Annotated in this window: 18 protein-coding genes; 15 read left to right on the top strand and 3 right to left on the bottom strand. The window is 50.0% G+C overall.

The window, feature by feature from the left end:
- Window positions 1–13: 13 nt before the first annotated feature.
- A complete protein-coding gene (locus H9I35_RS11390; RefSeq protein ID WP_187419480.1) occupies window positions 14–1,018 on the bottom strand; it encodes an alpha/beta hydrolase fold domain-containing protein in 1,005 nt (334 codons plus the stop codon).
- 47 nt (window positions 1,019–1,065) lie between these two features.
- Between H9I35_RS11390 and metA the strand changes: the two genes are divergently transcribed.
- The 15 genes from metA to H9I35_RS11315 all read left to right on the top strand — a co-directional run bounded on the left by metA (window position 1,066) and on the right by H9I35_RS11315 (window position 17,720).
- Window positions 1,066–1,974 carry a homoserine O-acetyltransferase MetA gene (gene metA, locus H9I35_RS11385; protein ID WP_187419479.1) on the top strand — a complete coding sequence of 303 codons (909 nt, stop codon included), beginning with the start codon at window positions 1,066–1,068 and terminating at the stop codon, window positions 1,972–1,974.
- Window positions 1,975–2,002: 28 nt separating this feature from the next.
- A complete protein-coding gene (locus H9I35_RS11380; protein ID WP_187419478.1) occupies window positions 2,003–2,623 on the top strand; it encodes an HAD-IA family hydrolase in 621 nt (206 codons plus the stop codon).
- Window positions 2,604–4,337, top strand: a complete 1,734-nt coding sequence (locus tag H9I35_RS11375) for a sensor histidine kinase (RefSeq protein ID WP_187419477.1) — start codon at window positions 2,604–2,606, stop codon at window positions 4,335–4,337. Before H9I35_RS11380 ends, H9I35_RS11375 begins: the two co-directional genes overlap by 20 nt.
- Window positions 4,338–4,339: 2 nt before the next feature.
- Entirely contained in the window at window positions 4,340–5,116 is a 777-nt protein-coding gene (locus H9I35_RS11370) for a response regulator transcription factor (protein ID WP_187419476.1), read from the top strand.
- A 210-nt stretch (window positions 5,117–5,326) separates the two neighbouring features.
- Window positions 5,327–6,124 carry a 2,3-bisphosphoglycerate-dependent phosphoglycerate mutase gene (locus tag H9I35_RS11365; protein ID WP_187419475.1) on the top strand — a complete coding sequence of 266 codons (798 nt, stop codon included), beginning with the start codon at window positions 5,327–5,329 and terminating at the stop codon, window positions 6,122–6,124.
- Between the two features lie 37 nt (window positions 6,125–6,161).
- Window positions 6,162–7,145, top strand: a complete 984-nt coding sequence (locus tag H9I35_RS11360; RefSeq protein WP_187419474.1) for a tripartite tricarboxylate transporter substrate binding protein — start codon at window positions 6,162–6,164, stop codon at window positions 7,143–7,145.
- Between the two features lie 119 nt (window positions 7,146–7,264).
- Complete coding sequence (locus H9I35_RS11355) at window positions 7,265–7,711, top strand: tripartite tricarboxylate transporter TctB family protein (protein WP_187419473.1); 447 nt, start codon at window positions 7,265–7,267, stop codon at window positions 7,709–7,711.
- A gap of 17 nt (window positions 7,712–7,728) precedes the next feature.
- Entirely contained in the window at window positions 7,729–9,249 is a 1,521-nt protein-coding gene (locus H9I35_RS11350; RefSeq protein ID WP_016520440.1) for a tripartite tricarboxylate transporter permease, read from the top strand.
- A gap of 2 nt (window positions 9,250–9,251) precedes the next feature.
- Complete coding sequence (locus H9I35_RS11345; protein WP_252722664.1) at window positions 9,252–9,947, top strand: MgtC/SapB family protein; 696 nt, start codon at window positions 9,252–9,254, stop codon at window positions 9,945–9,947.
- Window positions 9,948–10,079: 132 nt separating this feature from the next.
- Window positions 10,080–11,108, top strand: a complete 1,029-nt coding sequence (locus H9I35_RS11340) for an extracellular solute-binding protein (protein WP_252722663.1) — start codon at window positions 10,080–10,082, stop codon at window positions 11,106–11,108.
- Window positions 11,101–12,789: a sensor histidine kinase gene (locus tag H9I35_RS11335; RefSeq protein ID WP_187419471.1), complete on the top strand. Its 1,689-nt coding sequence runs from the start codon at window positions 11,101–11,103 to the stop codon at window positions 12,787–12,789. Before H9I35_RS11340 ends, H9I35_RS11335 begins: the two co-directional genes overlap by 8 nt.
- Entirely contained in the window at window positions 12,786–13,583 is a 798-nt protein-coding gene (locus H9I35_RS11330; RefSeq protein WP_187419470.1) for a response regulator, read from the top strand. Before H9I35_RS11335 ends, H9I35_RS11330 begins: the two co-directional genes overlap by 4 nt.
- Window positions 13,584–13,799: 216 nt before the next feature.
- The gene (locus tag H9I35_RS11325; RefSeq protein ID WP_187419469.1) at window positions 13,800–14,840 is read left to right on the top strand and encodes an ABC transporter substrate-binding protein; all 1,041 of its coding nucleotides are present in this window, start codon (window positions 13,800–13,802) and stop codon (window positions 14,838–14,840) included.
- 74 nt (window positions 14,841–14,914) lie between these two features.
- The gene (locus tag H9I35_RS11320) at window positions 14,915–16,630 is read left to right on the top strand and encodes an ABC transporter permease (protein ID WP_187419468.1); all 1,716 of its coding nucleotides are present in this window, start codon (window positions 14,915–14,917) and stop codon (window positions 16,628–16,630) included.
- Between the two features lie 13 nt (window positions 16,631–16,643).
- Window positions 16,644–17,720, top strand: coding sequence for an ABC transporter ATP-binding protein (locus tag H9I35_RS11315; protein WP_187419467.1), 1,077 nt, complete (start codon window positions 16,644–16,646; stop codon window positions 17,718–17,720).
- Here the strand turns inward: H9I35_RS11315 and kduI are convergent.
- Window positions 17,717–18,559, bottom strand: a complete 843-nt coding sequence (gene kduI, locus H9I35_RS11310) for a 5-dehydro-4-deoxy-D-glucuronate isomerase (protein ID WP_187419466.1) — start codon at window positions 18,557–18,559, stop codon at window positions 17,717–17,719. The genes H9I35_RS11315 and kduI overlap by 4 nt on opposite strands.
- Before the next feature lie 38 nt (window positions 18,560–18,597).
- A complete protein-coding gene (locus tag H9I35_RS11305; RefSeq protein WP_215905293.1) occupies window positions 18,598–19,401 on the bottom strand; it encodes a gluconate 5-dehydrogenase in 804 nt (267 codons plus the stop codon).
- Between the last annotated feature and the right edge of the window lie 118 nt (window positions 19,402–19,519).

Here is a 19,519-nt window from a genome sequence, read left to right as displayed (position 1 = left end):
ATCGCCGCGCGCGCTACGCGTCCGTCTGCAAAGAGTTTTCGAGGCGCGGCTTATTGTGAAACGAGGAACCCGCATCCGTATCGCCTTCGCCGGATATGACTCTGCCTGCCTTTTCGATAGCGAGGTGCGTTTCCCAAAGGTAATCGTCGGCAAACTGAAAAAACGGCATCATCTTAGGCCATACGTCGAGTTCGCACTCTGCACCGTTCGATGCGAGCAGTTCCGAAAACCGTTCGATATCGCCGAGTAAAAGCTCCTTTTCGCCGCACTGTATATACACCGGCGGAAAATCCGAAAGCTGTTCTTTTGCCGCATACAAAGGAGAAACGAGCGGATTCGCTAAATTGGAAACGTAAGTATATATCTCTCCGCAGCGCAAAAGCGTTTCTCCGTTTATCAATTCGTCGGAAGCTTTTTTGCCCTTTGAAGCGGCGGCTTCTTCGGAAAAATCGAACCACGGAGAGAAAAAAACGAGACGGGAAACGCCCGTACGGTATTTTTCGCGGAGGCTGAACAGGAGCGCGCAGGCGATGGAAGCGCCCGAGCCGTCGGAGGCTATGATGATCTCGGGATGCGCGGCAGCTTTTTCCGCAGAAGCGTCGAGCGAACAGGCCACCTGCAATTCCGTGTACACCGTACGAAAGACGGACTGCACGTCTTCGAGCGCTGCGGGATAGGGATGAGCGGGCGCGAGGCGGAATTCGGGCACGACGACGCGGCTGAAAGATTTTGCGGCAAGGCGAGCGCAAAAGCCTCGCCACGAAGCGCGGGAGCCTGCGACAAAGGAGCCGCCGTGAATATAGATGACGATGCGCCTCGAAGAATATATTTCCGGCGAAAGGACGTCACAGGAAACCCCGCCGTAATTGTAATCCGCACAGTCGACGTGATTGGGCAAAACGGGACACGCAAAGGTTTCTTCGATTTTGCTTCGGAAAGAGTCGACGTTTAATTTCGGAGCGTAGACGAGAAGCTTGAGCCGTTTGAGCGCCGCCCGCCTGTCCTGCTGTACTGCCATTGGAGCAGTATAGCAAATTTAAAGAACTTCCGCTATACTTATTTATTATGCCAATTAAGATTCAATCGGATTTGCCGGCGCGCAGCATCCTCGAACGCGAAAACGTATTCGTCATGACCGACAAACGGGCAAAAGCGCAGGATATCCGCCCGCTCAAAATCGCGATCGTCAATCTTATGCCGGTAAAAGAAATAACGGAAACGCAGCTCCTGCGTGTTTTGGCAAACACTCCGCTGCAAGTTGAAATATCGCTCGTGCGCATGGAAAATCACGTGTCGCGCCATACGAGCCGCTATTATCTCGAAAAGTTTTACATCACGACGAGCGCGCTTTTAAAGCACAAATTCGACGGCATGATCATAACCGGAGCTCCCGTCGAACAGCTGCCTTTCGAACAGGTCGATTATTGGGACGAACTGTGCGCCATCATGGACTACGCAAAGACGAACGTATTTTCAACGCTGTATGTATGCTGGGGTGCGTTCGCGGGATTGTATCACCTCTACGGTATCGACAAATACCCGCTCGATAAAAAAATGTTCGGCGTATTTATGAATACGCGCCTCACGGACGCGGATCCGCTTTTGCGCGGCTTCGACGACAGCTTTCCGATCCCGCAGTCGCGACACACGACGATCCGAGCCCAAGACGTCGCTTCTTGCAAAGCCCTCGTCGCCCTCGCCTCTTCACAAGAATCTGGAACGACGCTCATAAAATCGAAAGACAACCGTGAAATCTTTATGACGGGTCACCTCGAATACGACACCGGCACGCTTGCCGAAGAATACGTCCGCGACAAAAAAAAGAATCTTCCCATTGAAATACCCGCGCATTATTTTCCGGGCGACGATCCGAAAAAAAAGCCCGCTTCGACGTGGAGAAGCACCGCGCATTTATTTTATTCGAACTGGCTCAACTATTACGTCTATCAGGAAACGCCGTTCAATTTCGTATGATCAACAATTTTAATCGGGAGACCGGATTATGAAAAATTATTTGTTTATTTTCGATATGGGAAGCGTACTCGTCGAAAACGACGAACCGTGGCCCGAAGCGATGGCCGCACTCGGTCTTCCCTCCTCTCCGAGAGAAAACTCGCCGTACATCCACCTGTACCGAGCGGCTGCCCGAGGCGATATCACATCGATGGAATTTTCACTCCTCGTCGCCGAACGCGCAAAGCTCCCCCGTCCGACGGAAAATTATTGGAAAAAATTTTTCCGCCCGACGCTGAAAGCCGAAACGGCGAAACTCATCAAAGCGATAAAAAAATCGAACGCGCGCATCGTATGCGGAACGAACACTTTCGACGTGTATTACGACTATCTTTCGGAAGCGGGCTTTTACGCCGATTTCGATAAAGTATACGCATCCTGCTTTATGCACACGAGAAAGCCCGACGTATCGTTTTGGCAGTATATCCGCAACGAAGAAAAAACATACGATTTTTCCGATATGCTTTTTTTCGACGACTCCGAAGCAAACGTGCGCGCCGCGGAAAGTCTCGGCATACACGCGCACCGCTTTACGGAAGCCGAGAAAGCGAAGGAATTCATTCTGTCTGTTTTGGGAAACGACTGTAAAATTGATTTTAATAAATTTTAACAATACGGCAAATGCGATGATCGGACACGGACTGAAAACGATGCGTGCGGTAAAACACGAAAAAAACAGTTTTCACGATGCGATGCTCCGCATCGTCGCCGTCTCTTCTCTTTTGCCGCTTTTTTCGGCGGCGATCGCATTTTGCATTTTCGCATACATTTACTTCAACGCGGGTATCCTTGCGGAAAATAAAAACGACAACGAAGCGGTCGCTCACGAACTTCGCTCGATCTTTCAAACGTATGCGCAGGAATTGAATGCTCCGGCTTTCGACTTTGAAGCGAAACTGCCGCAAGGTGAAAACGCCAATACGTTTTTGACGCTTGAAATTCAATTTATGAACCGGCAGGGACATTCGGCCGATTTTTACCTCTTCGATGAAAATTCCCGTCTGCTTTTTTCTTCCACATCGATGCCGCTTTCCTTTATGCCGCCCGATGTCGGACGTAACTGGGGTTTATACAAGCGGATGGAAGGACGGCCGGGCACCGTTCAGTGCATATTTTTCCGCGGCAATCTCCTCATCGGAAAAAAACTCGCCGAAGGCTGCGCCGTGTTTGCGATTCCCGCATTCTATTTTACAAACCACACCCTCGAACGGGTTTCAAATATCGCCGTCATGAACCCCTACGGAGAAATCGCGATCGCATCGACATCGATGTTTACCGGTAATTTTAACCGTATCAATCCGCAGGCTGCAAAGGCATCGTCATTTTTTTCATTTCAAAACAACCGCTATTTTAAAACGGAAAGTCGTATCCGTCTTGCAGATGAAACGTTTATCGTTTCCACCTTTTCCGCCGTTAAACGGACTTTCGCAACGCTCATTGCGGGAGGCTTTTCGCTTTTGTGCGTCATTGCGCTTTCGGGCGTCATCACCTATGCGGCCGTCACCCGTTCGGTTATAAAGCGAACCGAGTCGATCGACAAAATAACGGCGTGCTTCGACGAAGTGCAAAAAGGCAATTTAACAAAACGGATGACGCTCGAAACTCACGACGAATTCGGCGTCATTGCGGATTCGTACAATACGATGATTCAAAGCATCGACGATCTGCTGAAAAAAAACAGAGAGATAAACGAAGAGACGACGAGAGCGCAGATCAAACAGCTTGAAAGCCAATTCAATCCGCATTTTCTTTCCAACACGCTGCAGGTTATCAAATACATGGTAACGCTCGAACCGGACGCCGTCCCTGCGATCATCGATCATCTTTCAAAACTGCTCCGCTACAGCATAAACGCTTCGGAAGCTCGGTGTACGCTTGCCGAAGATTTGGAATACACGGAACACTATATCGCGATCCAGCGCTTCCGTTTTACCGATACGCTCGACTGTAAACTCGATATCGCCCGAGAGGCGCAAAACTGCATCGTGCCGAAACTGCTCATCCAGCCGCTCATCGAAAATGCAATCCAATACGGTTTAACGGGAACCGGCGAAAAAAGAAAATTATTAATTGTTATACGCGCTCATATCGAAAATGAAAACCTCGTAATGACCGTTACCGACGACGGCAACGGCATGGACGAAAAAAAAGTTTCCGAACTGCACGAGATGCTTTCCGAGCGTACGCGGACGACGAATCACTTCGGCCTGTACAATATCGCAAAACGAATACGGTTGCTCTACGGGGAAAAATCGGGTATGATTATTAAAAGCGGCTTGCATCGCGGAACTTCAATAACGATATTTTTTCCTGCAGTATTTTAATTATGTATAAAGTGCTTATCGCAGAAGATGAAGAATTGATCCGCCGCGGCCTCATCTACACGATAGATTGGCTTTCACTCGGCTGCACCGTCGCGGGAGAAGCGGCGGACGGTCTTGAAGGTTTACAAAAGATCAAAGAGACGCATCCCGACATCGTCATCGCCGATATCCGCATGCCGGGTATCAGCGGCCTCGAAATGATTGAAAAAGCAAAAGAATCGGGAGAACGTTTTTACGCGATCATCCTGTCAAGCTACAGCGAATTCGATTATGCGAGACAGGCGATCCTCCTCGACGTCGGCGAATACTTGGTAAAACCGATCGTCGACGACGAACTCGAAGAAGCGATCGAAAGAGCAAAAGATAAAATCGGCGAATCGGCAAAAATCGATATCGACGAAACGGCGGAAACGGAGAGCGATCAAAGCGGTCGCGTGCTTCGTTTTTTCAACGGCAGCGTACAAAGCGGAAACTTTTACGTCGCGGAAACGATCAAGCATATCAAAGCCGACTATCGGACGAAGATTACTATAGAAGATATAGCGGCCTCTCTCGGCGTTTCCGTAAGCTATTTGAGCAGAAAAATCAAACGGGAAACGAATATGACCTTCATTGATCTGCTCAACGGCTTGCGTATCGCAAAGGCGGCCGAATTGCTGAACACGGGAAAATACCGCATGTACGAAATCGCCGAAATGACGGGCTTTACGAATTACAAATATTTTTGTACGGTTTTTAAGCGCTACACGGGCTATGCGCCGTCAAAGCTCGTCCGATAAAAGTCTCGACGCAGAGGATTTTGCACGGCAAACAAAGACGCAGGCACAAACGTGCGAAGTTCATTTTTCCGAACCTTTTTACCGAATTTTAGGATTGCGTTATTAATAAAGCGGAATTATCATCAATAATAATTGCGGCTTTGGGTTTTATAGCGGCCGGGTGTGTTCTATGATAATAAAACACGGATTTAAAAAGGAGGATCTCGTCCTATGTATGTGAAAAAGATTTCCGCTGCGCTCATCTTGCTGCTGGCGACTACGTTTGCGTTCGCACAAGATAAAAAACAAACGGAAAGCGCTTCGAAAACGGTAACGCTTGTATTGCTTCGGCACGGACAGAGCGTGTGGAATGTTGAAAAGCGTTTTACCGGCTGGTCGGACGTTTCCCTGACGGAAACGGGCGTCAAAGGTGCGCAGGATGCGGGTGCCGCGCTTAAAAACGCAGGTATCGCTTTCGATGTCGTCCATGTTTCTATGCTCAGCCGTGCGATCAAAACGGCGTGGCTTGCGATGGAAAGCATGAATACTATGTGGCTGCCGACGGAAAAGCACTGGCGTCTCAACGAACGCTGTTACGGCGATCTTGAAGGCAAAACGAGAGACGAAGTCGCTGCCGCAGTCGGTAAAGACCAAGTGGATATCTGGAGACGCAGTTACGATGTTCCTCCTCCGCCTCTTTCTTTCGACGATCCCCGTTCTCCGATACACGACGCGCGTTATACGAACGTCGACAAAAAAATGATACCGCAGGCGGAAAGCCTTAAAGATACGATTGCCCGCGTTACTCCTTATTGGAAAAAGACGCTTATTCCCGCACTCAAATCGGGTAAAAACGTACTCGTCGTCGGACACAGCACCTGTCTTCGCGCGTTGTCGTCGTGCATCGATCCGGCGCTGACGCCCGACGAACTCCAAAAATTGGAAATCCCCAATACGACGCCCGTCGTATACGAACTGGAAGTACGCGGCAACAAAGTGCATATCGTATCCCGAAACGTTATCAAATAGCATTTTATTTCTTAGATATAGAATGGAGGTATTCACTATGAAACGAAGTATTATTTTAACGGCGGCTCTTGCTGCCGCCGTGCTCGCAGGCTGCTCGAAAAAATCGGGAAGCGGCGCTGAAAGTGCAGCTTCGAGCTGGAAGCCGGAAAAAGACGTAACGGTTATCGTCGCATACAAAGCCGGAAGCGGTACGGATACGGGAGCGCGTATCCTGTGTTCCGTCGCCGAAAAATATGTCGGCAAAACGCTCATCGTCACGAACAAAGAGGGCGCCGACGGAAAAATCGGATATACGACGCTCGCAACTTCAAAGCCCGACGGCTACACGATCGGCTTTATCAATCTGCCGACCTTCAGTTCGCTTTCCATCCAGCCGAACAGCCCCTTTACGAAAGATTCGATCGTTCCGATCTGCAATCACCTGTTCGAACCCTCGGTCGTCGTCGTACGCAAAAACGCGCCGTGGAACACGATCGAAGAATTAATCGAATACTGCAAAGCGCACAAAAACGAAGTAAAATGCTCGACGAACGGCGTCAAAGCGTCGAACCACATCGGCGCGCAGCTTTTGGCAAAAGCGGCAGGTTTTGAAATCAGCTGCATCCCCTACGGCGGAACCGCCGACCAGCTCCTCGCGCTTCGCCAGGGCGAAGTCGACATGTCCGTTCCGAAATCGGCCGACGTCGCACCGCTCATCGGAGACAACGGAGAACTCAAAGTGCTCGCAACCTACACGGAAAACCGTCTTGCAGAAATGCCGGATGTTCCGACGCTGAAAGAAAAAGGCTACAACCTCGTCTACGGTTCGGCACGCGCCCTTGTCGCACCGAAAGGTACGCCGCAGGCTGCAATCGATTTCTACGTCGATGCGTTCGAAAAGACGATAAACGACCCCGACAATATCGAAAAGAGCAAAAACGCGGGTCTTGCCCTCGACTTTATGTCGCCCGACGCGCTCGGCAGATTTATCGATGCGCAGGAAGACTTCGTCACAAACACGCTTCCCACATTGTTCAACTGACGGAGCGTCCCCTAAAAAACGCCGATCGATCCGCATATGCGCCGATCGGCGTTTTCGAAAAGCTGCGGCCGCCTGTTTTTTGCCGCCGCAGCTTTACCCTCTCCATCTTCGGAGGTTATATGAAAAAAAGCGACATCATTTTAATTGCGGCAGTCTATGCGATTACCGCTTTTTTCTTTGTATTGGTGCTGCAATATCCGCGCGACGTGCGCATATACCCCATTTTTATCATGGTAATACTCGCCGTATTGACGACGATGCATTTGATCGAATGTCTCGTAAAATTCGCACGGGAGAAAAAAATCGAAAACGATATGCCTCTTCTCTTCGAGCATTTTAAAGCGAAACAATTTTTTGCCGTTTTTGCCATGCTCTCCGCATACGTCGTTTTAATAAACGTACTCGGCTTTTACATTTCGAGTCTTTTATTTATCGCGGGAACGCTTATATTTTTTAAGATTAAACCGCTGTACATCGTCATAACCACCGCCGTGTTTCTCGTTTTGATTTACGGCGGATTTTCAACGTTTCTGCATGTTCCGCTTCCGCGCGGTTTGCTGATCTGAAAAGCGGGAGGTACTTTATGGATTTTTCATTAATCGGCGCGGGTTTTATCAACGCCGTTATGCCGCTCAATCTGCTTGCCATGCTGTTAAGCACGACGATCGGCATTATCATCGGAGCGCTTCCCGGTCTTTCGGCCGCTATGGGCGTCGCGCTCATCATCCCGATCACCTTCGGTATGCCGCCTTCGACCGGTCTCATCGTACTCGCGGGCATTTACTGCGGTGCGATTTTCGGCGGATCGATTTCGGCCATATTGATTCACACGCCCGGCACTCCCGCTTCCGCGGCGACCGCGATCGACGGCTACCAGCTGACCCTCCAAGGCAAAGCGGGTAAAGCGCTCGGAACTGCGGTTATTTCGTCGTTTTTCGGCGGGCTTTTAAGCTGCATTTCCCTTTACTTTTTTTCACCGCCGCTCGCAAAACTCGCGATGGCCTTCGGAAGCCCCGAATATTTTTGGCTTTCGATTTTCGGTTTGACAATCATCGCCGGCGTCAGCTCCGACTCCATGATAAAGGGACTCATCTCCGGTGCGTTCGGTCTTTTGCTTTCGACGATCGGCATGGATACGATGAACGGCGTATTCCGCTTTACGTTCGGACAGGCGGCCTTGTATGAAGGACTCCCCTTTACCGCAACGCTCATCGGTCTCTTTTCGATGTCGCAAGTCCTCGTACTCGCCGACCACAAAATCCGCAAAGCGGGAGAATTGGTCGACTTCGACGACAGAGTGCTTCTAAACAGAAAAGAAATGAAGCAGATTACCCCGACGATTTTGCGCTCGTGGATTATCGGCAACGTTATCGGCATTCTTCCGGGAGCCGGCGCATCGATCGCATCGTTCCTCGGCTACAACGAAGCACGGCGCGCGTCGAAGCATAAAGAAGAATTCGGTCACGGAAGCATCGAAGGAGTTGCCGGCTCGGAAGCGGCCAACAACGCGGTTACCGGAGGCTCTCTCATTCCGACGCTCACGCTCGGCATTCCCGGCGAAAGCGTTACGGCGGTTCTCATGGGCGGTCTTTTGATCCACAATATGCAGCCCGGTCCCGACCTCTTCAACAAATACGCTGCCGTCACCTATACCTTTTTTGCGGGATTCGTATTCGTGCAGTTTTTTATGCTCGCGCTCGGACTGTGGGGCAGCAAGTGGTTTGCAAAGATTTCACGCGTATCCGACGCGATTTTGATCCCGATCATATTCGCGCTGAGCGTCGTCGGCTCTTATGCGATCCGCAACAGCATGGCCGACGTCGTCATCATGTTCGTCTTCGGCGTCATCGGCTATTTCGTAAAACTCTTCGGTCTGAACTCCGCAGCTATCGTCCTTGCGCTCATCCTCGGCCCGATCGGAGAACGCGGTCTTCGCCGCTCGCTCTTGCTTTCGAAGGGAAATCCTGCTATCCTGTTTTCAACACCGGTTTGCTGGGTATTGATAGCCTTGTGCGTATTCAGTATATTCTCTCCGATGCTCATGCAAAAGCTGGAAAATAAATACAAGGAGCGCGATCCGAACGCGGATATGCCGAAAGATTGACGATGAGGAATGCTGTTTTTGATTTGCCGGAAATACTGACATCGCTGAATACCGTTTCGGTATTTGCGCGCCTCTCGCTCGCCGTGGCGTTCGGAGGCATATTGGGACTCGAGCGGGGCAGAAAACACCGCCCTGCGGGGTTCCGCACGTACATGATCGTCTGCCTCTCTTCGGCTCTCGTCATGATTACCGACTTGTACCTCGTCGAATTCTACGGTACGGGAGATCCCGCCAGGCTCGGCGCGCAAGTTATCAGCGGCATCGGCTTTCTCGGCGCCGGCAGCATTATGGTAAGCAATATGCGCATCAAAGGCATTACGACCGCCGCCGGTCTTTGGGGATCGGCGGGATTGGGACTGGCGATCGGTGCGGGATTTTATATCGGCGCATTTATCACCGGAATCTTTTTGCTTATCATCATGACCATTATGAGCAGGATCGACGCACGCATAAATTCGACATCCCGCTCCATGATCATCTTCGCCGAATTCAAATCGACCGAAGCGCTTACATCGTTCGTAAAAGAAGCGCGCAAAATGAACTGTACGCTGTCCGACATCGAAATGAAAAAATCGCTGCTCGACAGCGATTACATCGGCGTCAACATCGCGCTTTCTCTTCCGAAGCGGCGAAATCACGCCGAAGTCATCCAGGAGTTCGGAACGCTTAAAGGCGTAAAATACATCGAAGAATTATAAAACGCGGTAAACAATCGCCTCAGGGTAACCGGCTTGACTATATAGAGTCGTCTTAAAAGTCGGTTCCTTTTTTTTCGCCCCCATAAAGTGCGCCCCGTGTCAAACGAGGACGATCCGTGCTATACTGACGCTATGCGTACCCCTTACCGCGCGCTTTTGTTTTCCGCATCGTTTTTCATTTTTGCAGGCTGCTTGCAAAAGGCGAAAGGCGGCGGCGATGCGAACACGCTCGTCGTCGCAAGTCCCCACCCGCTCGTACTCATCGTTCCCGTCATAGAAAATTTCGAAAACGAAACGGGTATCGCCGTCGAACTCGTACAGGGCGGAACGAAAGAAATACTTAAAACGCTTCAAATGCATCCCGACGCATCTCCGTACGACGTGCTGTGGGGCGGTTCGTACGCATCGGTTCTTCCCGCTTCTTCTCTTTTCGATTCCTATACAAGCGCAAACGAAGCGTATATCAGGGACGAATATAAAAACGTCGAAGGCATGTTGAACCGCTTTTCCGACGTGCCGAGCGTTTTAATGATCAATAAAAAACGGCTCGGCGATATCGCTCTTTCAGGTTACGGCGATCTCCTCAATCCGAAATTAAAAGGCGCGATCGCGTTCGGAAATCCGGAAACGTCGTCGTCGGCATGGGAACATTTAATAAATATACTCTACGCCGAAGGCAAAGGAAATCCCGACGACGGCTGGGACTATGTAAAAAGGCTGTGCGGAAATCTCGGCGGCATTCTTTTGAACTCTTCGAGCGCGGTTTACAACGGAGTCGCGGACGGGCGATTTGCCGTAGGTTTAACTTTCGAAGAGGGCGGCGCAAATTTTGCCGAAAAAGACGACAACATCGCCCTCGTCTATATGAACGAAGGCGTCGTCTTTACTCCCGACGGCGTCTATATGCCGAAAAAAATCCGGCACAAAGACAACGCCGTCCGATTTATCGATTACGTTACGGGTAAAAACGTACAAAGCTATATCGCCAAGCGGATGAACCGCCGTTCCGTGCGAAACGACGTCGAAACGAAAAGCCTGCTTCCGGCAAAGAGCGCAATCAACTGCATCCCGGTAGATTACGCTTATACGACTTCGCATCAAAGCGAATGGGTAGAGCGCTTTCTCGATATCTTTGAAAGCGCGAGGCAAAGCGATGAATAATAATATGCACTTCAAAGAAGAAATACGCCGCTCGTTCATAGCATACTCGCTCATCCCGTCCATCGCCTTTGCAAGCGTCGTCATCGTCACTTCCGTTTTGGTGTGGAACGTCAATCTCTACCGCACCCTTGCGCGCGAAAACAAAAAGACCTCATCCGTCTTGAGCGCGGCCGTAGCTTCATACGGCAATTTTATTGAAGAAAAAAAACTCGCACCCGAAAAAATAATTTTTGACGACGCATCGTCCCTTTCCGGAGCGTATACCGTGTTAAAGGAATTTATCCATACGCAAAAAATCACCGCGGATTTTACGCTGCTTTCTCCCTCGTATGCCGTCGTACTTAAGGGAAGCGCTGATGACGACTTTATCGTTCCCGAATGGCAAAATCAATTTACGTGGGGTGCGCTCGGCAGGATGCGCGAAAAGCCTGATCAAACGGTGATAGAACTGTCGTCGGAATACAATACGGGCGGAAAAACCGAAATCGTCATCGGACGCGCGATCGGAGCACAAAACGGAATCGGCGGCTACATCGTCTTTACGATAGGCGAAAAAGACATACGCGCATATTTCAATCCGGCGCTCCCCTTTGCGATCACCGACGCCAAGGGCACGCTCTTTGCCTCATCGTTCCCTCATGCGGCAAACGTATTCGGAAAGCTTGCGGACGACTATCGAAGCGACAGGCGATATTATTTTACGGAAAACGAAGCGGTCTTCCGGGAAACGACGACGGGCGGCATCTTCGACGTCTATACGTTTCAAAACACACAGCAGATGCGAAGCGCTTTTTTAATAATCGTATTGACGACGCTTTCGGTTCTCGCTCTTGTTATCGCAGGGCTTTTAGTCAGTGCCCGCAAAATCGCGGAAAAGGAATCGCGTTCTCTCACACAGATTGCAGACTTGTGCGGCGAAGTCGAACGCGGCAATCTCGCAGAACGCCTTGCGGCTTCCGGCAATATCGAATTCCAAAAGATTGCAAACGCGTACAACGACATGCTCGACACCGTACAGCGCCTTATCGATGAAAATAAAAAGGAAACGCATGAACGCTATGTTGCAGAAATCAAACAGCTTGAAATGCAGTTCAATCCGCACTTTTTATACAACACGCTCGAAAATATTAAATTTTTAATAAAACTCGATCCCGATAAAGCGCAAAAAACGATCCTGCGTCTTTCCGACCTCTTGCGCTACAGCATCGATAACGATGCGTCGACGGCGGCGATCGGCGAAGACATCCGCCGCATCGAACATTATCTGTACATATTGAAACTCCGTTTCGGTAAAAAATTCGCATACGAAATCGATGTGCCGGATGAAGTACAAAATTGCGTCGTGCCGAAGCTCATCATACAGCCTCTGATCGACAATTCCGTCAAACACGGCTTCGGCGACAAAGAGCGCATGAAAGTTTCGATCGGTGCCCACACGGTCGGAAAAAAACTGCATATCGTCGTAAGCGACGACGGAGCCGGCATGGACGAAAGCGAACTGAAAGCGATACGGAAACTCATCCGCGCGCAGAGCAATAAAACGAATCACATCGGTTTATACAATGTCGAGCGGCGCATAGAGCTTTTATACGGAAGAGGATACGGTATGACGATCGACAGCGTCGCAGGCGCAGGAACGACCGTGCGCATAAGCCTGCCTGTCACTCGGAGTAAAATATGATACGGATCCTAATCGCCGAAGATGAAGAGATCATCCGATCGGGGCTTTTGTACACGATCGACTGGCTTTCCATGAGTGCCGTCGTCGTCGCTTCTGCGGCAACGGGTACGGAAGGACTCGAAAAGATAAAAAGCCTGCGCCCCGACATCGTGATCACCGACATAAAGATGCCGGGCATGAGCGGCCTCGATATGATAGCGGAAGCGCAAAAGGAAAAAATCGATTTTATCCCGATCGTGCTTACAAGCTATTCCGATTTCAACTATGCCAAAAGCGCCATCGCCCTCCGCGTTTTCGATTATCTTTTAAAACCCGTAGACGAAGAAAAAATCAAAGATATCGTCTTAAAAGCAAAAGAGCAGCTTGAAAAAAACCGCATCGCACAAAAAGCCGAGCGCGCGGAAAATACCGACGGCGCCCCGGCGCCGTTCCTTCCGCCTTTGGTTTCCGACAATCCGTATATCGCAGCCTGCCTGGCCGCGATCGAACAAAACTACGCGGGGCATCCGAACATCGAAACGCTCGCCGAAACGCTCAAAGTGAGCGCAAGTTATTTAAGCAGATTATTTAAAAAACACACGTCGATGACTTTTCTCGATTTTTTGAACACGTATCGGATTCAAAAAGCCGTAAGCCTCCTTTCCGATCAAAAATACCGCGTCTACGAAGTCGCATCGATGACGGGTTTTTCCTCGTACAAGCGATTTTACGAAGTGTTCAAATCCTACGCGGGCTTTCCTCCGACGGAACTCGCAAAGCCGGACGGAAAACGGAAAAACCGAACGCCCGAATGAGCGCGCCGATTTTTTACGTTCACATTATTTTTCAGAAAATACGGTCTTCGGTACGCTTGGCCTGCTCGGCTGCTGTCCCGCTTCGACGGCATTGTCCGCGTCGCGCTTCATCCGGTTCATTTTCCGGGATATTTTTATATAAAATCGGCATTGCGGATACGGAATTCCCCCCTTACAATTTTATTAAAGATATTCAATATCCGGAGGATTTCCATTATGAAAAAGATTTGTGCAGTCATCGGCTCGCTTTTACTCGCCGGCAGCATGCTCTTTGCAGCCGGCAACAAAAACGCGGGTTCCCTCGTCGTCTACGGCTCATGCGAAGAAGAATACGTCAGCGCCGTATGTGCGAAATTCGAAAAGCTCACCGGCATCAAAACGAGCTACCAGCGCCTTTCGACGGGCGAAGTGCTCACGAAGATCGCTGAAGAAAACGGCAAACCGTCGGCGGACGTATGGTTCGGCGGCACGACCGACCCGTACAACGAAGCGGCGGCAAGAGGACTTTTGCTCCCGTACAACGCGAAAAATGCAAAACACATCATCGCACCGCAGTTCAAAGATGCGAACAACAACTGGTTCGGAATCTACCGCGGTATACTCGGCTTTTTTTGGAACACGGAAGAAATCAAGCGTCTCGGTATCCAGCCGCCGAAAGACTGGGACGATTTGACAAAAGCGCAATACAAGGGCTTGGTTTCGTTCGCAAACCCGAATACGGCGGGAACGGGAAAACTCATCGTCAACACAATGGTGCAGATGAAAGGACACGACAAAGCGATGGAGTACTTCAAAGCGCTCGATAAAAACATCGTTCAGTACACGAAGTCCGGTTCCGGCCCGTCGAAGCTCGTTCCGACCGGCGAAATCGTCATCGGCATCGGCTTCCTGCACGACGTCGTCTATCAGATCGTCGACAACGGATACGACAATTTGGGTATGACCGCGCCCTCTTCCGGTACGAGCTACGAAATCGGAGCGACGGCAATTTTCAAAGGCGCAAAAAACGTCGAAAACGCACAGAAATTCATCGAGTTCGCGCTTTCACCCGACTGCGTAAACCTCGCTCAGGAAAACGGTTCGTATCAGTTCCTCGTCATCGACAACGCGAAGCCCGTTAAAGCGGCAGTCAAAGCCGGTCTCGATAAAATCAAAACGATCAATTACGATTTCGAAGACGCAAAATATCACACGTCGCAGTACGTACAGGATTTCTTTAAAGTCATCGCAAGCGACGACCGCGTCAAAACTAAATAATAATTATTAATTTCAATTACCGCTGCGGTGCGATCCGTGCCGCAGCACATCATCTTTTTTCGTGGATTTTTATTATGACAAAACCATATACGGCGGGAACGCAAAGCAAAACGCTCGACAGAAAAAAATTGCTTGCCGATCCGATCCTCATCACCGCAATATTCGGTATATTTTTATTTTTGGTTTTATTTATCGTCTACCCCCTGTCGATTTTGCTTGTCGACAGCGTATACGAAGAAAATCAAATCACGCTTTCCGTATTCGCCCGCATTTTCGGAATGTCGGGTTTCCGAAAGGCGATTTCAAATACGCTGCATCTCGGCTTTATTTCAGGCATCCTCGCCACTCTTGTCGGCTTTCTCTTCGCATACGTCGACATGTACGTCAGCGTCGGAAACAAATTTGTGAAAGGCCTGTTTAAAATCGTTTCCGTACTGCCGGTCGTTTCGCCCCCCTTCGTCCTCTCTCTTTCGGCGATCATGCTTTTCGGCCGGACGGGCATCATCACGCGAAACCTGTTCAATTTAAGCACGACAAAATTATACGGCCTTCCGGGCATCTGCCTCGTACAGACGCTTACGTTTTTTCCCGTCTGCTACCTCATGCTCAAAGGCTTGCTTAAAAACATAGATCCTTCACTCGAAGAAGCCGCTCGCAATATCGGCGCTTCACGGTGGAAAGTGTTTACGTCGGTAACGCTTCCGCTTTTGCTCCCCGGTCTCGGCAACGCCTTTCTCGTAACCTTTATCGAATCGGTTGCGGACTTTGCAAACCCGATGATCATCGGAGGAAACTTCGACACGCTCGCAACGTCGATTTATCTGCAGCTCACCGGCGCATACGATAAAAGCGGAGCTACCGCAATGGCCGTCGTGCTGCTCTTTATTTCGATGGGCTTATTCATCGTCGAAAAATATCGGCTCGAGCGCAAATCGGTCGCCACCCTTACGGGTAAAGCGTCGCGGGAGCGCATGCGCATAAAAGACAAAAGCGTGCGCGTTCCGCTCGTCACGATCAGCATCGTCATTTCGCTGTTCGTTATCGTGCTTTACATCCTCGTCGTATTCGGCTCTCTCTTTAAGATTTGGGGACGGAATTACAGTCTGTCGCTCAAATGGTATCAGTACATTTTTAAAAATAACGGATACAAAGTATTCCTCGATTCTATTTGGCTTTCGCTCATCGCATCTCCCATCACCGCATTCATTTCGATGATAATCGCCTACTTGGTCGTAAAGCGAAAATTCGCCGGCAAGGGATTTATGGAATTCATCGCCATGCTTGCGATGGCGGTTCCGGGAACGGTTCTCGGCGTCGGCTTTATCCGCGGATTCAACAGCGGCTTGTTTCATTCGGGTTTTATGCAGGGACTTTACGGTACGGGAGCGATTCTCGTTATCGTGTTCATCGTGCGTTCGCTTCCGATCGGTACGCGAAGCGGCATCGCGGCTCTGAGGCAAATCGATAAATCGATCGAAGAGTCCGCCTACGATTTGGGTGCCGACAGCTTTACCGTATTTACGACGGTGACGCTTCCTCTTATTAAGGATTCGTTTTTCAGCGGACTCGTTACGACTTTCGTGCGTTCCATCACGGCGATTTCCGCAATCATTCTGCTCGTTACTCCGCAGTTCGTGCTCATCACCGTGCGCATCAACGAACACGCGGAAAAGGGCAACTACGGTATAGCCTGCGCATACGCGACCATACTGATCATTATCACGTATACGGCGATCACGCTGATGAATCTGTTTACCGGAAAATTCGGCACGAGCCGCAAAAAAAAATAACAAGGGGAATATTATGTCAAAAGAACAAAAAGGCGTACGCCTCGATCACATAACGAAGATTTACAAAGATTATAAAACGGAAAAAGATTTCGCCGCAGTGGACGACATTTCGCTCGACATCAAACCCGGCAGCTTTGTCACCCTGCTCGGCCCTTCAGGCTGCGGAAAGACGACGACGCTCCGCATGGTCGCGGGATTTGAAAGCCCCGACAAGGGCGAAATCTATATCGGCGATCAAGCGATCAACGAACTCACGCCGAACAAGCGCGATACGGCAATGGTGTTCCAAAGCTACGCGCTTTTGCCGCACTACAACGTCTTCGACAATATCGCCTACGGCTTAAAGATCAGAAAAGTTGCAAAAAACGAAATAGCCGAGCGCGTTACGGCCATGCTCAAACTCGTCGAACTCGAAGGGCTCGAAGGCCGCATGACGAATCAGCTTTCGGGCGGACAGCAGCAGCGAGTCGCCCTCGCGCGCGCGCTTGTCGTACAGCCGAGCGTTTTGCTTTTCGACGAACCGCTTTCGAATCTCGACGCAAAGCTCCGCGTCGCAATGCGCACCGAAATCAGACGCATCCAGCAGACGGTCGGCATTACGGCGATTTACGTTACGCACGACCAATCGGAGGCCATGAGCATCTCCGACCAAATCATCATCATGAACAAAGGCAAAATCGCACAGATGGGAACGCCGCGCGAAATCTACTACCAGCCGAAAAACGAATTCGTCGCGGACTTTATCGGCGAAGTAAACTTCCTGACCGGAAACGTAACGTCGATCGATTCCAAAGCCATACACGTCGACGTCGGCGGCGTGGACATCACGGCCGAATCCTTTGAAAAAGTTTCAAAGGGCGACTCGTGCAAAATCGTACTGCGCCCCGAATCGATTACGCTCGCCGACCAAGGCGTGCTGCCGTGTACCGTAACGCTTTCGACGTTTATGGGCTCGTATCAGTATTATCAAGTCGACATAAACGGCATGATGATAAAGATCACCGAATACAACCCGAAAAACCACAAGCTTTACGAAGCGGGAGACAAAGCCTACCTCAACTTCGAAAGCCATAACCTGCACATTCTCTAGCGCAAATCCCGAGTACGGATCGCATCCTGGTCGGTGTACGTTCTGTTTTCACCGACCATGCTCCAAATGAATGTGTAGTTTTTCGTGCCGCAGCCCGCATGGATCGACCAACTCGGATTGATGACGGCTTCGTCGTTATGCACGGCGATGTGGCGGGTTTCGGACGGTGAACCCATAAAGTGGAAAACGGCTTCGTCTTCGGCGATGTCGAAATAAAAATAAACTTCCATACGGCGCTCGTGCGTATGGGCAGGCATCGTATTCCACACGGATCCGGGGGCAAGCTGCGTTAATCCCATCGAAAGCTGGCAGGTTTCCAAAACGTCCGGATGAATATATTGATTGATGACGCGCTCGTTGCATCCTTCTTTACTGCCGAGATTCAAGTGCTTCGCATCATTCGAAGTTATTAATTTTATCGGAAACGGACGATGAGCGGGCGCACTGTTCATATAAAATTTTGCGGGATTCGCCCCGTCGTCACTTCCGAGCAAAACCGATTTCGTACCCTGCGGCACATAGAGCGCATCCCGTCCTTTCAGCTCAAAGCGCTTGCCGTCCGCTTCGATAAATCCCGCCCCTCCGATATTTACGATACCGAGTTCGCGCCGCTCCAAAAAATAGGATACGCCGAAATCTTTCATCGCGTCGATATTTTTTTCGATGTCGATTTTTTCCGTCGTCGGCATCGCACCCATAGTTACAATTCTGTCGATATGAGAATATACGGCCGATACATCGTTTGCTTGAAAAATATTGCGTACGAGAAACTCATCTCTGAGCTCTTCCGCCGTCATCCGTTTGAACTGCTCTTTTCCGACCGAATAGCGAATATCCATATATCATCCTTCCTTAATATTAATAATTATTAATTTTTTCAGCCCGGCTGTCTGCCGATATACGCGAGGATACCCCCGTCGACATAAAGTATATGACCGTTTACAAAATCGGACGCATCGCTTGCAAGGAACACCGCAGGCCCCTTCAGATCGTCCGGGGTTCCCCAGCGCTCCGCAGGCGTTTTTGAAATGATAAACGAATCGAAAGGATGCCGGGAACCGTCCGCCTGTTTTTCCCTAAGCGGAGCCGTCTGCGACGTTGCGATATAGCCCGGCCCGATGCCGTTACATTGAATATTGTATTTGCCGTATTCGCTGCAGATATTCCGTGTAAGCATCTTCAGGCCGCCTTTAGCCGCGGCATAGGCGCTTACCGTTTCCCGTCCGAGTTCGCTCATCATCGAACAAATATTAATAATTTTCCCGTGACCTTTTTCAATCATCTGCGGAACAACCGCTTTTGCCGCGATAAACGGAGAAACCAAATCGATATCGATAACTTCTTTATACTGTTCGACAGTCAACTCCGTCATCGGCACGCGGCGGATGATGCCTGCGTTGTTTACAAGGATATCGATAACGCCCAAATCGGCGTTGATTTTTTTTACCGTCGTTTTGACATCGGCTTCATCGGTAACGTCGCAGAGATACGGGCGCACATCGAGACCCGCTTCTTTATAAGCGGCGCTTCCTTTTTCAAGCTTGTCGGCATGACGCTCGTTAAAGGCGACTTTGGCACCCGCTTCCGCAAGCGCCGATGCGATTGCAAAACCGATGCCGTGCGAAGCGCCCGTTACCCACGCCGTTTTTCCGGCAAGCGAAAACGACTTCATCACATCCATTTAAAATACCTCCGTAAAAATCTTTGTAAAAAATAATAATTTTTAAAAATTTTCAATCATCCGGATATCCGTGCAGCTTTCGAATAATCGAATTTATAAAGTGCAGTATATCATTTTT

The sequence above is a fragment of the Treponema sp. Marseille-Q4132 genome (assembly GCF_014334835.1).
GTDB lineage: Bacteria > Spirochaetota > Spirochaetia > Treponematales > Treponemataceae > Treponema_D > Treponema_D paredis.
Note: the sequence above shows the minus strand (reverse complement) of the source record. Positions and strands in the feature narration are given on the sequence as shown.

Excerpts from the sequence above, each read along its gene's own strand:
- H9I35_RS11390 (WP_187419480.1), bottom strand. The coding sequence starts at position 1,018 with ATGGCAGTACAGCAGGACAGGCGGGCGGCGCTCAAACGGCTCAAGCTT.
- metA (WP_187419479.1), top strand. The coding sequence starts at position 1,066 with ATGCCAATTAAGATTCAATCGGATTTGCCGGCGCGCAGCATCCTCGAA.
- H9I35_RS11380 (WP_187419478.1), top strand. The coding sequence starts at position 2,003 with ATGAAAAATTATTTGTTTATTTTCGATATGGGAAGCGTACTCGTCGAA.
- H9I35_RS11370 (WP_187419476.1), top strand. The coding sequence starts at position 4,340 with ATGTATAAAGTGCTTATCGCAGAAGATGAAGAATTGATCCGCCGCGGC.
- H9I35_RS11365 (WP_187419475.1), top strand. The coding sequence starts at position 5,327 with ATGTATGTGAAAAAGATTTCCGCTGCGCTCATCTTGCTGCTGGCGACT.
- H9I35_RS11360 (WP_187419474.1), top strand. The coding sequence starts at position 6,162 with ATGAAACGAAGTATTATTTTAACGGCGGCTCTTGCTGCCGCCGTGCTC.
- H9I35_RS11355 (WP_187419473.1), top strand. The coding sequence starts at position 7,265 with ATGAAAAAAAGCGACATCATTTTAATTGCGGCAGTCTATGCGATTACC.
- H9I35_RS11350 (WP_016520440.1), top strand. The coding sequence starts at position 7,729 with ATGGATTTTTCATTAATCGGCGCGGGTTTTATCAACGCCGTTATGCCG.
- H9I35_RS11345 (WP_252722664.1), top strand. The coding sequence starts at position 9,252 with ATGAGGAATGCTGTTTTTGATTTGCCGGAAATACTGACATCGCTGAAT.
- H9I35_RS11340 (WP_252722663.1), top strand. The coding sequence starts at position 10,080 with ATGCGTACCCCTTACCGCGCGCTTTTGTTTTCCGCATCGTTTTTCATT.
- H9I35_RS11335 (WP_187419471.1), top strand. The coding sequence starts at position 11,101 with ATGAATAATAATATGCACTTCAAAGAAGAAATACGCCGCTCGTTCATA.
- H9I35_RS11330 (WP_187419470.1), top strand. The coding sequence starts at position 12,786 with ATGATACGGATCCTAATCGCCGAAGATGAAGAGATCATCCGATCGGGG.
- H9I35_RS11325 (WP_187419469.1), top strand. The coding sequence starts at position 13,800 with ATGAAAAAGATTTGTGCAGTCATCGGCTCGCTTTTACTCGCCGGCAGC.
- H9I35_RS11320 (WP_187419468.1), top strand. The coding sequence starts at position 14,915 with ATGACAAAACCATATACGGCGGGAACGCAAAGCAAAACGCTCGACAGA.
- H9I35_RS11315 (WP_187419467.1), top strand. The coding sequence starts at position 16,644 with ATGTCAAAAGAACAAAAAGGCGTACGCCTCGATCACATAACGAAGATT.
- kduI (WP_187419466.1), bottom strand. The coding sequence starts at position 18,559 with ATGGATATTCGCTATTCGGTCGGAAAAGAGCAGTTCAAACGGATGACG.
- H9I35_RS11305 (WP_215905293.1), bottom strand. The coding sequence starts at position 19,401 with ATGGATGTGATGAAGTCGTTTTCGCTTGCCGGAAAAACGGCGTGGGTA.